Source organism: Novosphingobium anseongense (assembly GCF_037482895.1).
Classification (GTDB): domain Bacteria; phylum Pseudomonadota; class Alphaproteobacteria; order Sphingomonadales; family Sphingomonadaceae; genus Novosphingobium; species Novosphingobium anseongense.
Genome location: NZ_JBBHJZ010000004.1, coordinates 194098 through 207632, shown reverse-complemented (window position 1 = coordinate 207632; position 13535 = coordinate 194098). Strand labels below are relative to the sequence as shown.

General features: G+C 68.5%; 11 protein-coding genes. All 11 read right to left on the bottom strand.

Features of this window, described 5'->3' with window-relative positions:
* Positions 1–119: 119 nt before the first annotated feature.
* Complete coding sequence (locus WG901_RS18875; RefSeq protein ID WP_339588664.1) at positions 120–1955, bottom strand: SPOR domain-containing protein; 1836 nt, start codon at positions 1953–1955, stop codon at positions 120–122.
* A gap of 60 nt (positions 1956–2015) precedes the next feature.
* Positions 2016–3638, bottom strand: coding sequence for a cell division protein FtsZ (gene ftsZ / locus WG901_RS18870; protein ID WP_339588663.1), 1623 nt, complete (start codon positions 3636–3638; stop codon positions 2016–2018).
* 123 nt (positions 3639–3761) lie between these two features.
* On the bottom strand, positions 3762–5042 hold the full coding sequence (gene ftsA / locus WG901_RS18865) for a cell division protein FtsA (protein WP_339588662.1): 1281 nt from the start codon (positions 5040–5042) through the stop codon (positions 3762–3764).
* On the bottom strand, positions 5042–6028 hold the full coding sequence (locus WG901_RS18860; protein ID WP_339588661.1) for a cell division protein FtsQ/DivIB: 987 nt from the start codon (positions 6026–6028) through the stop codon (positions 5042–5044). The genes ftsA and WG901_RS18860 overlap by 1 nt, the downstream gene beginning before the upstream one ends.
* Positions 6025–6975: a D-alanine--D-alanine ligase gene (locus tag WG901_RS18855; RefSeq protein WP_339588660.1), complete on the bottom strand. Its 951-nt coding sequence runs from the start codon at positions 6973–6975 to the stop codon at positions 6025–6027. Before WG901_RS18855 ends, WG901_RS18860 begins: the two co-directional genes overlap by 4 nt.
* Positions 6972–7463 carry a DUF4262 domain-containing protein gene (locus WG901_RS18850; RefSeq protein WP_339588659.1) on the bottom strand — a complete coding sequence of 164 codons (492 nt, stop codon included), beginning with the start codon at positions 7461–7463 and terminating at the stop codon, positions 6972–6974. The genes WG901_RS18855 and WG901_RS18850 overlap by 4 nt, the downstream gene beginning before the upstream one ends.
* Entirely contained in the window at positions 7460–8389 is a 930-nt protein-coding gene (murB, locus tag WG901_RS18845; RefSeq protein ID WP_339588658.1) for a UDP-N-acetylmuramate dehydrogenase, read from the bottom strand. Before murB ends, WG901_RS18850 begins: the two co-directional genes overlap by 4 nt.
* Entirely contained in the window at positions 8386–9795 is a 1410-nt protein-coding gene (gene murC / locus WG901_RS18840; protein WP_339588657.1) for a UDP-N-acetylmuramate--L-alanine ligase, read from the bottom strand. Before murC ends, murB begins: the two co-directional genes overlap by 4 nt.
* The gene (murG, locus tag WG901_RS18835) at positions 9792–10970 is read right to left on the bottom strand and encodes an undecaprenyldiphospho-muramoylpentapeptide beta-N-acetylglucosaminyltransferase (protein WP_339588656.1); all 1179 of its coding nucleotides are present in this window, start codon (positions 10968–10970) and stop codon (positions 9792–9794) included. The genes murC and murG overlap by 4 nt, the downstream gene beginning before the upstream one ends.
* Complete coding sequence (locus WG901_RS18830; protein ID WP_339588655.1) at positions 10967–12184, bottom strand: FtsW/RodA/SpoVE family cell cycle protein; 1218 nt, start codon at positions 12182–12184, stop codon at positions 10967–10969. Before WG901_RS18830 ends, murG begins: the two co-directional genes overlap by 4 nt.
* Positions 12184–13530 (bottom strand): UDP-N-acetylmuramoyl-L-alanine--D-glutamate ligase, encoded by a 1347-nt coding sequence (murD, locus tag WG901_RS18825; RefSeq protein WP_339588654.1) that lies wholly within the window; start codon positions 13528–13530, stop codon positions 12184–12186. The genes WG901_RS18830 and murD overlap by 1 nt, the downstream gene beginning before the upstream one ends.
* Positions 13531–13535: the final 5 nt, after the last annotated feature.

The following is a 13535-nucleotide window of genomic DNA, read 5'->3' as shown; positions in this document are numbered from 1 at the left end:
GCAACCCTTATCGTCATGCCGGTTGGATGCTTCGGTCCCTACCCGGCGCACAATGGAACCACCGATCTCGCCTGCGCAAAACTCCACAACCCTGTGCACAAAGTGTGGACAATTAACCTTTAGCGCCGCGGCGGCACAGCCGCCGTCGTCAGGGCGTCAACGACCTGCCCCGCCGGACTGGTCCAGACGAAGGCGCCCTCTACATCGGCGCGGCGCAACTGTCCAATGAAGGCATTCGCCGCCGCCTCGCTCTGGAACGGACCCGTGAGCAGGCGGTTGGTCTGCCCCCACGCGCTGATCATCGGTGCCTTACCGCGAAACGCCTCGGCCTTTTCGCGCGTCATGCGTCGCCAGTCGAAGCCGAGCGCGGCCTTGTCGCGACCGGTCGCAACCTGCACCCAGATACGGCTCGGATGGCTGGGTTTGGGTGGCTCGACCGGCTTTTTCGGTTCGGGCCGTGACGGCTTGATACGGCGCAGGTCGACCGCACCGGCGGTCGGCGTCACGTCTATGCTCGGCCGTCCGAGATCGGCGAAGGCATCGGCCAGGCTTCGCGGTGGTGGTGGCGCAGCCGGCGTGGGCGTGGGCATCGCGACAGCAGCGGCGGTCGGAATCTGCGCGATAGATGCGGCCGGTGTCGGCGTGGGTGCCGCGGCAGCAGCGGTCGGTGCCGGCACCGACGTCGGGACCGGCGACGGAACCGAAGGCGGCGTGCTCGGCACGAGATTGAAGCCCGGCGCCACGGGCAGCACGCCCGTGACCGAGGCGGTACGCGGCGGCGTTGCCGGCGCCGGCAATGCCGTCGAGGTGCGCGCAAGTTGCGGAGCCGGTGTCAAAGTCGGTGTGGGGCGCGCCGGCACTGGCGCCGGCACAGGTGTGCGCACACTGCGGGTCGGAGCCGAGGCGACGCGCGTCGGAGCCGCGGCGGCCGCAACCGCGACCTCGCGCGCGGGCTGCAGGTCGGGCGGCGCGGCGACCGCCTGCACATTGCGGCTGTTGCGATTGCGGTCGCGTGACCGGACCTTGCGCCCCAAGGGCTGCCCCTTGGGGGTCAGCGTCGCATCGATCGCCGCGACACTCGTCGTCTTGGGCGCATATTGCGCGACCCGCGGATCGTCGCGACCGATTTCCGAAGCACGCGGGAATGCCCCGAAATTGGCCGCCGCAGCCTGCTGCGCGCGCGTCAGGCGCGGCATGTAGCGCAGATAGGGCGCGATCCCGGCCGCCAGTTCCGCGGGCAGGACCGAGTTGGCGACGTTCACCGCCTCGTCCGTCTGGCCGACGATCGCCAGCGCGAAGGCCCGCGTACGCCAGGCCGCAAGATTGCGTGCCTGGAGCAGCGGCGAAAGCATCGTCTCCGCGCCCTGCTTGTCGCCCGCGATCGCGAGGCTCAGCGCCATGCGCCGCGTCGCTTCCTCGCTGGGCATGCGCGCCAGCGACTGACGGTAGTACCGCTGCGCGGTCGCGCTGTCGCCGACGAGGTCGTAGGCAAGCCCGCGATCGGCCGCGAGCGAGCTGTCGAGCGCGCCGGCGGCCTCGGCCTGATCGAACAAGGGGATCGCGCCGAAGGGATCGCCGTTGCGCACCATCGCCCCGGCCAGCCCGGCCTTGACGCGCGGATTGCCCGGCGCGACCTGATCGGCGCGGCGGAAGAAGCCCGTTGCGGCATCGACGTCGCCCATGACCAGCGCGGCATTGCCCGCATCGATCAGCGCGCCGACGTCACGCGGATCGCGCGCCAACCGCCCGAGCGCCTCGTTGAGCGTCATGCCGTCGCTGCTCGGGATCGACTGGACCACGGGCTGCGACACCTGCGGCAGTCCCGTCGCGCGCGGCAGCACGCCGCCGGGCGTCATCGGACGCTGCGGCACACCCTGAGCACCGGCCTGGACGCCCGCCGCAGCGAGCGCCAGCGCCGATGTCAGCGCGGTCAGCCTGATGATCCTAATCGCCATGCTCGATCTGCAATGCATGATCCGAGATGAACCCTGGGCAAATGAGCGCCGACAAGACCCTTACTGGTTGTTCTGGCGCCCGAGGAAGCGCGGTATGCTGATCGCCGTACCATCATCCTCGTCCTCATCGCCTTCATCGCTCGCGGGGGTCGACTTCACGCCGCGCGAAAGGTTGGCCATGCGCTCGAACAACGTGTTGCCGGCCACCGGCCCGCGACCACCGCCGCCCGGCGCAGCCGCCCCGGCACCGGCACCCGGTGCGATCGGTGCCTTGCGGCGCGTCACCAGCGGCGAGACCGGCGCGTCTTCTTTCTCAAGCTCGGTGGCGTTCAGCAGCAGCTCGTCCTGGCCACCGGCGGGCTCATCGAGTGCATCGCTGGCATCGAGACCGAGTTCGAGCGGCTCGCTGCGGTTCGACTTGACACCGCTGAGGCTGGCGTAGCTCGTCGAGCTGTCCGCGATGTCGTCGGCATCCTCATCGGTCAGTTCGAAGGCATCGCCCTCGCTGGCGAGATCGAGGCTGGCCACGGGCTCTTCCTGAACAGGAGCCGGGGCCGCGACCGGAATGATCTGCGGCTCGGGAACGGGCTCTGCCAACGGCTTGGCGACGGGTTCGACCGGCGCGGGCGGAGCGGAGGGCGTGGTGATCGACGGACGAATCGGACCGCGCGAGGGCGAGAGATTGAGCGGACGCGCCGCGATCTCGGCCATTTCGGCGCTCTGCTCTATACCGGTGGCGACCACCGAGACGCGGATCTTGCCCTGAAGGTCGGGATTGAACGCCGACCCCCAGATGATGTTGGCGTTGGGGTCGACCAGTTCGCGGATATGGTTGGCGGCCTCGTCGACTTCCAGCAGCTTCATGTCGTCGCCGCCGATGATCGAGATGATGACGCCCTTGGCGCCCTGCATCGACACGCCGTCGAGCAGCGGGTTGGCGATGGCGCGTTCCGCGGCTTCGAGCGCGCGGTTCTCGCCGCTGCCCTCGCCCGTGCCCATCATCGCCTTGCCCATCTCGCCCATGACCGAACGGACGTCGGCGAAGTCGAGGTTGATCAGGCCCGGCATGACCATGAGGTCGGTGATCGAGCGCACGCCCTGCTGGAGCACTTCGTCCGCCAGGGTGAAGGCTTCCTTGAAGGTCGTCTCGGCCTTGGCCACCAGGAACAGGTTCTGGTTGGGTATGACGATCAGCGTGTCGACGTGGCGCTGCAGCTCCTCGATGCCCGCTTCGGCCGAGCGCATGCGGCGCGTGCCTTCGAACAGGAACGGCTTGGTGACGACGCCGACGGTCAGCACGCCCTTGTCGCGCGCGGCCTTGGCGATGACCGGCGCAGCGCCGGTGCCCGTGCCGCCGCCCATGCCCGCGGCGATGAAGCACATGTGCACGCCTTCGAGCGCGCGATCGATGTCGGGCAGGCTCTCTTCCGCCGCGGCCTTGCCCACTTCGGGGCGGGCGCCGGCGCCGAGGCCCTTGGTGATCTCGGTGCCGAGCTGGATGCGGTGCTCGGTGATCGAATTGTTCAGCGCCTGCGCGTCGGTGTTGGCGACGACGAAGTCGACCCCCTCGATCTCGGCGTTGATCATGTTGGCGATGGCGTTGCCACCCGCACCGCCGACACCGATGACGGTGATCCGAGGCCGAAGCTCTTCGATAGCCGGCGGTCCGATATTGATGCTCATCTCACTGCTCCTGGCGGGCTCGCACGGGAGGAAATCCCTGAGCCTCCAAATTGCACGCTTCGACTCGGCGAATCAAAGCGGCTTTAACCTTTGTCCACAGCCCCATAGGCGGGCAAAGGCCAGTCAAAAATATTCCTTCACCGCGCGGATGACACGGTTCGCCAGTCCGAAGCCGCCATAGCGCAGTGTCGGCTGGTAGCTGGGGCCGATCGAACGGATGTCGACCGGGTCCGCCGCGGCATAGAGCACGAGCCCTGCGAGCGTCGCGAAACCGGGCTTGAGATGCGTTTCCGCGAGCCCGGTGAGCTGCGGCGCCTTGCCGATGCGGACGGGCTTGCCGAGCGCGGACTGGGCGTAGTCGGCAAGTCCGACGAGCTCCGCGCCGCCGCCGGTCAGAACGACCTGTTGCCCGCGCTGACTATTGAAGCCCAGACCTTTCAAGGCCTTCGACACTTCTTCCATCAGCCGCCCGACCTGCGTCGTGATGACCGAGACCAGTTCGGCGCGCGGAATGCGGTTCTTGTCGTCGGCGTGGCGCGCGAGCGGACCCGTGGCTTCTTCGCCAGGGGCGTTGACCGGGATCATTTCGCGGTGGTCGGTTGGGCTGGCGATCGCCGAGCCGTTGACGCACTTGAGCCGCTCGGCCTGGAAGCGGCGGATGCCGAAGCACGAGGCGATCGCATCGGTGACGTCGCCCGAACCGATCGGGATCGCCGCCATGCCGAGCAGCATGCCCGAGAAATAGACCGAGACGTTGGTCACGTCGGCGCCCATCTCGACCAGCGCGACACCGAGATCGCGCTCCTCGGGACTGAGACACGCGTGGCCGGCGGCGATCGGCGAGCCGACCAGGCCCTCGACCTCGAGGTGCGCGTTCTGCACGGCTTCGGTCAGATTGCGGATCGGCGCACCGTCGGCGAGCATGACATGGATGTCGACGCCGAGGCGCTCGGCGTGGAGCCCTTTGGGATTGGCGACGCCGTGCGCGCCGTCGAGCGTATAGTGCGCAGGCTGCGCGTGGAGCACCATGCGGCCGTCGGGCTGGATCACGTCGCGCCCGGCGATCAGCAGGTGGTCGATGTCGTCCTGCTCGATGCGACGGCCGCCGATGTCGACCTCGACCTGCGCGACCTGGCTGGCCAGCCCGGCGCCCGAGCAGCCGATCCACACCGACGATACGCTGGTATTGGCCATGCGTTCGGCGCGCTCGATCGCGTCGCGCACCGCGTAAGTGGCGGCGGTCATGTCGGTGACATAGCCGCGCTTGATGCCCTGGCTGGCGCGGTGGCCCGAGCCGAGCACGATCATCTCACCGGTATCCGAGATGCCGGCGATCATCGCCGAGATGCGGAACGAACCCATGTTGACCGCGCCGAAGACGCGGCTGATGCGGGGCGAGGCCATTATTCGCGTTCCTCCTTGGCAGCTTTCGGCTTGTCCTGCTTCGGCTTTTCCGCCGCGGCGGTCTTGGCGATTGCCGCCGCCGTCTTGGCCTCGGCCTCGTCCTTGGCCCGATCGGGCACGCGCAGGTAGATGCGATCGGGCGCGCGCATGTCGAAGGCGGCGACCTTGCCGCCGAGCAGGCGGTTCGTACCGTCGAGCCGCGCGAAGGCCATCAGCGCCTTGGCCGACGCCTGGCCGCCCTCGGGCAGGGCCAGGACCTGACCCGTCTTGAACTTGAGATTCCAGCGGCGGTTGCCGATCCATTCGGCCTCGCGCACCTGCGGCTGCAGCGCGGGCGCGGCTTCGAGCAGCGCCGCAAGCGCCACCATCTGCTTGCCGGCCCCCGGACCGCCGACCATGAGCAGACCCTTGGCGCGGGCGGCGCTGACGGTCTCGAGCTCGTTGCCCTCGCTGTCGATCAGCGCGAGGCGATTGCCCGGCTTCTTGAGCACGGCGTGCGGCACGCGCTCGACCACGTCGATCACCAGGGTATCGGGCAACTGGCGCGAGACGCGCGCGTCCTTGACCCACGACAGCTGGATCAGCTCTTGGCGCAGCGCCTCGATGTCGACCAGCGGCATGGCGCGGTTGCGCTCGGTCAGCACGCGCTCATAGATCTTGAGTTCGTTGAGGTTCTTGACCCCGCGCACGTCGACGCGGCGGACCTCGAAGCCGGCGTCGCCGGCGATCATCGCCAGTTGCTGCCCGGCCATGGCCGGAAGCCCGGCAAAGCCCGCGACGACCCAGGCGAGCACGGCGGCGCCGCCGAGAATCATCGCCAGCAGGATGCGGTGGAGCTGTTCCTCGCTGAACGGCATCCACGACATGAAGCCGTCGAAGGCCGAGCCGGTCGTCGCCTTGGCCGCGCGCACCTTCTGCGCCGTACCATGCCGGGCCGCGACCTTGCGCGCGGTCGGCGCCTTGCGCTTGAGCGTCTGCGTGGTCATCCGTTCGCTCTCGCTTTTGCGTCTTCAAGCGCCTCGGCGATGATCGCCTCGACCAGATCGGGATAGTCCATGCCCAGATGCCGCGCCTGTTCGGGCACGAGGCTCAGCGCGGTCATGCCGGGCTGGGTGTTGACCTCGAGCAGGAACAGCCCGTCGACGCCGCGCTCGTCGTCCCAGCGGAAGTCCGAGCGGCTGGTGCCGCGGCAGCCGAGCAAGCGATGCGCCTGGAGCGCGATCGCCTTGCAGGCCTCGGTGATCTCGTCGGGGATTTCGGCCGGGCAGATGTGATCGGTCATGCCGTCGGTGTACTTCGACTCGAAGTCGTAGAAGCCCGACTTGGGGCGCAGTTCGGTGACGAGCAGCGCCTTGTCGCCCAGCACCGCCGTGGTCAGCTCGAGCCCGCGGATGAAGGGCTCGGCGAGCAGGCGGTCGAACTCCTGCCACGGCCCCTTGGCGTCGCGCGCGATCGGATTGCCGTAATTGCCCGCATCGGTGACGATGGCGACGCCAACCGAGGAGCCCTCGTTGACCGGCTTCAAGACATAGGGCCGCGGCAGCGGATCGCGCTCGTAGAGCTCGGCGGTCTCGACGATGCGACCGCCGGGCATCGGTACGCCATGCGGCACCAGCGCCTGCTTGGTCAGTTCCTTGTCGATCGCGACGACCGAAGTGGCGAGGCCCGAATGGGTATAGGTCAGCCCCATCAGGTCCATCATGCCCTGGACCGTACCGTCCTCGCCGGGCGTGCCGTGGAGCGCGTTGAACACGACATCGGGCTTGGCTTCGGAAAGCCGCAGCGCGACGTCGCGATCCATGTCGATGCGCGTGACCCTGTGGTCCTTTGATTCGAGCGCCGTGGCCACGCCCTCGCCGCTCATCAGCGAGACCGGGCGTTCGCTGGACCAGCCGCCCATCAGAACCGCGACATGGAGCTTGGGGAGGGTCATGAATTCAAACTCGTAGGATAGAGAGCAGGCTGATAATCGATCACGTCTTCCGGGCAGTCGGGGTCCCAGGGGAACAGGCCCATCGAAGAATCGGGCCAGACGATCTGGAAGGCGCGCTCGATGTCCTGGCCGCGCTGTGTCTGGTGGTAGTCGATCCCGGCGCAGAAGTAGGCCTCGATCACGTCGCGATCGACGATCTCGCGCGCGACGCAGTCGAAGCCTTCGAGCAGATTGCCGATCCGCATGCCGTCCGCCAGACGCAGGCCCTTCTCGGAGATCTGCGTCCACAACTCGTCGATCATGTATTTCATCAGCTCTTCGGTCAGCCCGACGATGATGACCTCGGGATGATCGAGGCTTACCGGGAAGCCGATCGAATAGGTGAACGGCAGCTCCTCCTCGTCACCGTAGACGTGCAGCGCCACGCGGCCGTAGTCGCGGACATATTCGACGATCTGCCGGACCTGCTTGTCGAGGCGCGAGCTCATGGCCTGCCCACGCGGTTCTTGTCCGGCGCTCCGGCAAACATGCCTACGCGCTGGATTTCCCACTCGAGTTCGACACCCGAGTTGTCCTTCACGCGGCGACGCACTTCATCGCCCAGGGCCTCGATGTCGGCGCTGGTGGCCTCGCCCATATTGATCAGGAAGTTGGTGTGCTTCTCGCTGACCTGCGCGCCGCCCAGGGTAAAGCCGCGGCAGCCGGCCTTGTCGACCAGTTCCCAGGCCCTGTGGCCTTCGGGATTCTTGAAGGTCGAGCCCCCGGTCTTCGAGCGCAGCGGCTGCGAGGCCTCGCGGCTAGCGGAGATGCGATCCATCTCGGCCTGGATCGCGGCGGACTCGCCCGGTCGGCCGCGAAACCGCGCGGCGACGACGATCGCGCCGAGGGGCAATTCGGAATGGCGATAGGTATAGCCGAGTTCGGCGACGGCCAGCGTCTGCAATTCGCCCGAACGCAGGACGACATCGCAATCGATGAGGATGTCCTTGACCTCGCCGCCATAGGCGCCGCCGTTCATCCGGACGAAGCCGCCGACCGTGCCGGGGATCGAGCGCAGGAATTCGACGCCGGCAACGCCCGCGTCGCGCGCGGTCGAGGAGACGAGGATACCACTGGCACCGCCGCCGCAATTGAGCGTGCTGTTGCCGAGGTCCGATACCTTGGCAAAGGCCTTGCCGAGCCGCACGACCACGCCCGGCACGCCGCCGTCGCGGACGATCATGTTCGAACCGAGCCCCAGCGCCATGACCGGCGTCGCGGGATCGAGGTCGCGCAGGAAGCCCTGCAGGTCGGCGAGGTCCTTGGGCTCGAACAGCCATTCGGCCGCACCACCCGATTTGAACCAGACCAGCGGGGCGAGCGGGGCATCCTGCGTGAGCTTGCCCGCAACCTTGGGCAGCGCATCCGCCATCATGACCCCCTCCGCTTGCCGATCGCATCGGCAAGGCCGGCGGCCCACTTGGTGATGTCGCCCGCGCCGAGGCAGACGACCATGTCGCCATCCTGCAAGCTCGTCGCCAGGACATCGGCGAGCGCATCGGCACCGGCGATCACCTGCGCCGAGCGGTGGCCGCGTTCCTTCATGCCCGCGACCATCGCGTCCGAGTCCACGCCTTCGATCGGCTGCTCGCCGGCCGCGTAGACGGGTGCAGCATAGACCACGTCGGCGTCGTTGAAGGCGGCCTGGAACTCTTCGAGGTGGTCGCGCAGACGCGTGAAGCGGTGCGGCTGAACCACGGCGATGACGCGGCCCTTCACGCCCTCGCGCGCGGCGGCGAGCACCGCCTTGATCTCGACCGGATGGTGGCCGTAGTCGTCGATGATCGTCGCCCCGGCAACCTCGCCGACCTTGGTGAAGCGGCGCTTGACCCCGGCGAAGCTACCGAAGCCGTTACAGATCACCTCGTCCGAGCAGCCCATCTCGGCCGCGACGGCGACCGCGGCGAGCGCGTTCTGAACGTTGTGCCGGCCGGGCATCGGCAGTTCGATACCCTCGATCCGGCGGAACGAGCCGTCGCGCTGGCGCAAGGCCGCGTCGAAGCGGTTGCCGCCGGGCACGGGCGTGACGTTCTCGCCGCGCACGTCGGCCTGGGCCGAAAAGCCGTAGGTGATGACGCGGCGGTCGCGCACCTTGGGGATCACCGCCTGGACTTCGGGGTGATCGATGCAGAGCACGGCAGCGCCGTAGAACGGCACGTTCTCGATGAATTCGACGAAGGAGGCCTTCACCTTGTCGAACGAGCCGTAGTGATCGAGGTGCTCGGGATCGATGTTCGTGACGACCGCGATCGTGCCGTCGAGCCGCAGGAACGAGCCGTCGCTCTCGTCGGCCTCGACCACCATCCAGTCGCTGGCGCCGAGGCGCGCGTTCGAACCGTAGGAGTTGATGATGCCGCCGTTGATCACCGTCGGGTCGACCCCGCCCGCATCGAGCAGGCAGGCGACCATCGAGGTCGTCGTGGTCTTGCCGTGGGTGCCGGCCACGGCGACGGTGTTCTTGAGCCGCATCAGCTCGGCCAGCATTTCGGCGCGACGAACCACGGGGATGCGGTTCTCAAGCGCGGCGACGACTTCGGGATTGTCGCGCTTCACCGCGGTCGAGGTGACGACCACGGCGGCGTCGCCGATGTTCTCGGCGGCGTGGCCGATCAACACCTTGATCCCGCGCTTACGCAGGCCCTCGACGACATAGCCCTCGGCGATGTCCGAGCCCTGCACGCTGTAGCCGAGGTTGTTCATCACCTCGGCAATGCCCGACATGCCGATGCCGCCGATGCCGACGAAGTGGATCGTGCCGATCTCGGTGCCGACGCCCTTCATTCGGCCGTCTCCAGCGCGAGCGCTTCCTTGCCCGCGGGCTGCGCCTGGCCGGCGACGCGGATCACGTCCATCAGCGGCGAGCCGCCGAAGCCCTCGACGAGGTCGGCGAGGTTCGTAGCGGCATTGGGATAGCCGCAGTTCCACGCGGCGTGCGCGGCATTGGCCAGGGTCTCGGGATGCTGCGCCATGGCCTGGATCTGCTTGGCGAGTTCGGCGCCGGTAAACTTCTCTTGGCGGATCGAGCGCGCGCCGCCCGATGCGGCCATCTCGCGGGCATTGGCGGCCTGGTGATCGTCGGTCGCGATCGGCAAAGGCACGAGGATCGCCGGGCGGCCGACCGCGGTCAGTTCGGCAATCGTCGAGGCACCGGCGCGGCCGATGAACAGGTGCGCATCGGCGAGGCGCGTCGCCATGTCCTCGAAATAGGTGCCGAGCTCGGCCGGGATGCCGTGGGTGGCATAGCGCTGGCGCACGGCGTCGATGTCCTCGGGCCGGCACTGCTGCGTCACCTGCAGCCGCGCGCGCAGCGCGGGTTGGAGCATCGACAGGCCATCGGGCACGACTTCGGACAGCACGCGCGCGCCCTGGCTGCCGCCGGTGACGAGCACGCGCAGCAGGCCGTCGGCGGTGAAGGCCGGGAACGGCTGGTCGCGCAGCGCCAGAACCTCGTCGCGCACGGGATTGCCGACGAGATGGACCTTCTCGGCATGGCTCGGCGAGAGCCGGTCGACCTCGCGATAGGCCGTGGCGATCGCGTTCACGCGGCCCGCGAGGAAGCGGTTGACGCGGCCGAGCACGGCGTTCTGCTCGTGGATCACCGTCGGGATCTTGGCCGAGGTCGCGGCGAGCAGCGCGGGCAGCGCCGGATAGCCGCCGAAGCCGACCACGGCCGAGGGCTCGAAGCTCTCGAACAGGCGCAACGCCATCGAGCGACCTTCGAGGATCGCGCGCACGCCCTTGATCCAGCTCAGCGGGTTCTTGCCTTCGAGCCGGCCGGCGGGGAGCACGTGCGCGGGCAGCGAAGCGGGCTTGCCGGGGATCGCCGCGCCGCGCGCATCGGTAATCAGCGCGACGTGGTGACCGCGACGCTCGAGTTCAGTAGCGAGCGCAAAGGCGGGGATGAGGTGCCCTCCGGTGCCGCCCGCGGCGAGCACATAATGGCGGCTGACACTCATTTCTTCGCTCCGGGTTCTCCGCGCAGGGACAGGCCTTCGCGCGTGATGAAGGGGTTGCGCCGCGTGATCGCGAGCAGGAAGCCGACACCCAGACAGAGGGCGACCGTCGACGAGCCGCCATAGGAGATCAGCGGCAGGGTCATGCCCTTCGAGGGGAAGAGCTGGAGGTTGACGAGGATGTTGATGAAGGCCTGGCCGCCGAGCTGGGCGGTGAGGCCCGTCGCGGCGAGCACGGTGAAGAGGTCTTCCTCTTCCACTAGCCGCAGCAGCACGCGCACGATGATCGCCAGATAGAGCATGACGATCACGGCGCAGACCCAGAGGCCGAATTCCTCGCCGATCACCGAGAAGATGTAGTCGGTATGCGCTTCGGGCAGCGACAGCTTGCGCGTACCGAGCCACAGCCCGCTGCCAGTCCAGCCGCCCGAGAGCAGGGTGCGCTGCGCGAGATCGACTTGGTCGTAGGCCGTGCCGCCGCCAAGGAAAGCGTCGATGCGGTGGCGGGCATTGTCGTAGAACACATAGGTCGCAACCATCAGCGAGACCCCGCCGACCCCCGCCGTGGCGATCAGCCGCACCGAGATGCCCGAGAGCAGCACGAGCACGAACCAGACGCCGGCGAACAGGATCGTCGAGCCGAAGTCGGGCTGAAGCATCAGCAGCCCGCCGACCAGCGTCATGATGCCGACGCTGATGCCCAGCACCGGAATGTTCGGATCGCGCGAACGCCAGGACAGAATCCAGGCGAGGCCGATAGCGAAGGCCGGCTTGAGGAATTCCGAAGGCTGCAGCGACACGCCGAGGTTCAGCCAGCGCCGCGCGCCGTTCACTTCGCTGCCGATCACGGGCACGAGCGCGAGCCCGACGAGCATCGCCGCGCCGAGCAGGATGCCGATCCGCCGCGCGGTGTCCTTGGGCAGGCACGAGGCACCAAGCATAACCGCCAGACCGATCGCCTGCCAGCGCAAGTGGAGAATGAAGAAGTGCAGATCGTCGAGCTTGAGCGCCGCGGTCGACAGGCGGCGGGCTGAAGCCGGCGAGGACGCGGCGACGGCCGCCGTGCCGATCGCCATGACCGCGAGGATCAGGGTCAGCAGCACGCGATCGATCTCGCGCCACCAGATCGCGAACTCGCCGCGGCGGTTGCGACGGTAGCGCTGGCGGTTCTGCGCCGTGGTGTTCACGCCGGGAACCAGCGGCGGATGCGTCGCCATCAGCAGGCCACCTTGTCCGCATCCGGCGCGATCAGCGCCTCGACGAGCTGGCGGAAGGTATCGCCGCGCGCTTCGTAATCGCGGAACTGGTCGAAGCTGGCGCAGGCCGGCGAGAGCATGATCACGTCGCCCGGATCCGCCGCCTCGATAGCCTCACGGATCGCCTCGCACATCATCTCGCTGCGGCGCACGGGCATGTGCGGGCCGAGGATTTCGGCGAAGCGCGGGCCGGCGTCGCCGATCGTATAGGCGGCGGCGACATTGCCGAAATAGGGCGCGCACTCGTCGAGGTCGTCGCCCTTGGGCAGGCCACCGACGATCCAGTGGATACGGCGATGATCGCCCGCGACCGGCGGAAAGGCGCCGAGCGCGGGCGCGGTCGAGGCGGGGTTGGTCGCCTTGCTGTCGTTGATGAAGATCACGCCGTTGGCTTCGGCGACGCGCTCCATGCGGTGCGGCAAGCCGCCGAAAGTCGGCAGCGCCGCCTGCCACTGCGCGCGCGTCAGCCCCAGCGCCTCGACGATCGCGACCGCCGCGGCGGCGTTCTGCAGGTTGTGCGGCCCCTGCAGCGAGGGCCAGCCCGGCTGCAGGTCGCGCAGGTCCTCGCCGGTGACGCGGTGGACGCGGTCGGCGGCGCGGCGGCTCGCCTCCCACTGCGCGATCGCCGCGGTCTCGGCATCGCCGACCCCGAACACGGCATCGTGATCGACGCGCTGCATCGCGAAGAGCCGCGCCTTCGACGCGGCATATCCAGCGAAGTCCGCGTAGCGATCGAGATGGTCGGGCGTGATATTGAGCAGCGCCGCGACCTCGCAGTCGAGGCTCTGCGTGAGATCGATCTGGTAGCTCGACAGTTCGAGCACGTATACGCCGCCCTCGGGCAAGGGCGCCTGGCCGAGCACCGGCAGGCCGATGTTTCCACCCATCCGCGCTGGCACGCCGGCGCTTTCGAGCAGGTGGTGGACCAGCGCCGTGGTGGTCGACTTGCCATTGGTGCCGGTGATGCCGACGACGCGGTGCGCGGGCAGGCTGTGGCGTGCTTGGGCGAAAAGCTCGATGTCGCCGATCACCGGCACGCCCGCGGCAGCGGCGGCTTCGGCGATCGGGTGACGGTTGAGCGGCACGCCCGGCGAGACGACGACGCCGGCGAAGCCCGCCAGGTCGATCGTCAGCGGATCGGCCAGTTCGACGCCGCGATCGGCCAGGCCCTGGCGCGGTTCCTCGCGGCTGTCCCAGGCGGTGACCTCGGCCCCGCTGGCGAGCAGCGTCTCGACCGCGGTCTGGCCCGAGCGGGCGAGACCGAGGACGGCGAAGCGTTTTCCGGCGAAGGCGTCAGAGGTGATCATCTTGC

What these genes read in the sequence shown, in the direction of transcription:
- WG901_RS18875 (WP_339588664.1), bottom strand. Translation starts at nt 1,955, where the DNA reads ATGGCGATTAGGATCATCAGGCTGACCGCGCTGACATCGGCGCTGGCG.
- ftsZ (WP_339588663.1), bottom strand. Translation starts at nt 3,638, where the DNA reads ATGAGCATCAATATCGGACCGCCGGCTATCGAAGAGCTTCGGCCTCGG.
- ftsA (WP_339588662.1), bottom strand. Translation starts at nt 5,042, where the DNA reads ATGGCCTCGCCCCGCATCAGCCGCGTCTTCGGCGCGGTCAACATGGGT.
- WG901_RS18860 (WP_339588661.1), bottom strand. Translation starts at nt 6,028, where the DNA reads ATGACCACGCAGACGCTCAAGCGCAAGGCGCCGACCGCGCGCAAGGTC.
- WG901_RS18855 (WP_339588660.1), bottom strand. Translation starts at nt 6,975, where the DNA reads ATGACCCTCCCCAAGCTCCATGTCGCGGTTCTGATGGGCGGCTGGTCC.
- WG901_RS18850 (WP_339588659.1), bottom strand. Translation starts at nt 7,463, where the DNA reads ATGAGCTCGCGCCTCGACAAGCAGGTCCGGCAGATCGTCGAATATGTC.
- murB (WP_339588658.1), bottom strand. Translation starts at nt 8,389, where the DNA reads ATGATGGCGGATGCGCTGCCCAAGGTTGCGGGCAAGCTCACGCAGGAT.
- murC (WP_339588657.1), bottom strand. Translation starts at nt 9,795, where the DNA reads ATGAAGGGCGTCGGCACCGAGATCGGCACGATCCACTTCGTCGGCATC.
- murG (WP_339588656.1), bottom strand. Translation starts at nt 10,970, where the DNA reads ATGAGTGTCAGCCGCCATTATGTGCTCGCCGCGGGCGGCACCGGAGGG.
- WG901_RS18830 (WP_339588655.1), bottom strand. Translation starts at nt 12,184, where the DNA reads ATGGCGACGCATCCGCCGCTGGTTCCCGGCGTGAACACCACGGCGCAG.
- murD (WP_339588654.1), bottom strand. Translation starts at nt 13,530, where the DNA reads ATGATCACCTCTGACGCCTTCGCCGGAAAACGCTTCGCCGTCCTCGGT.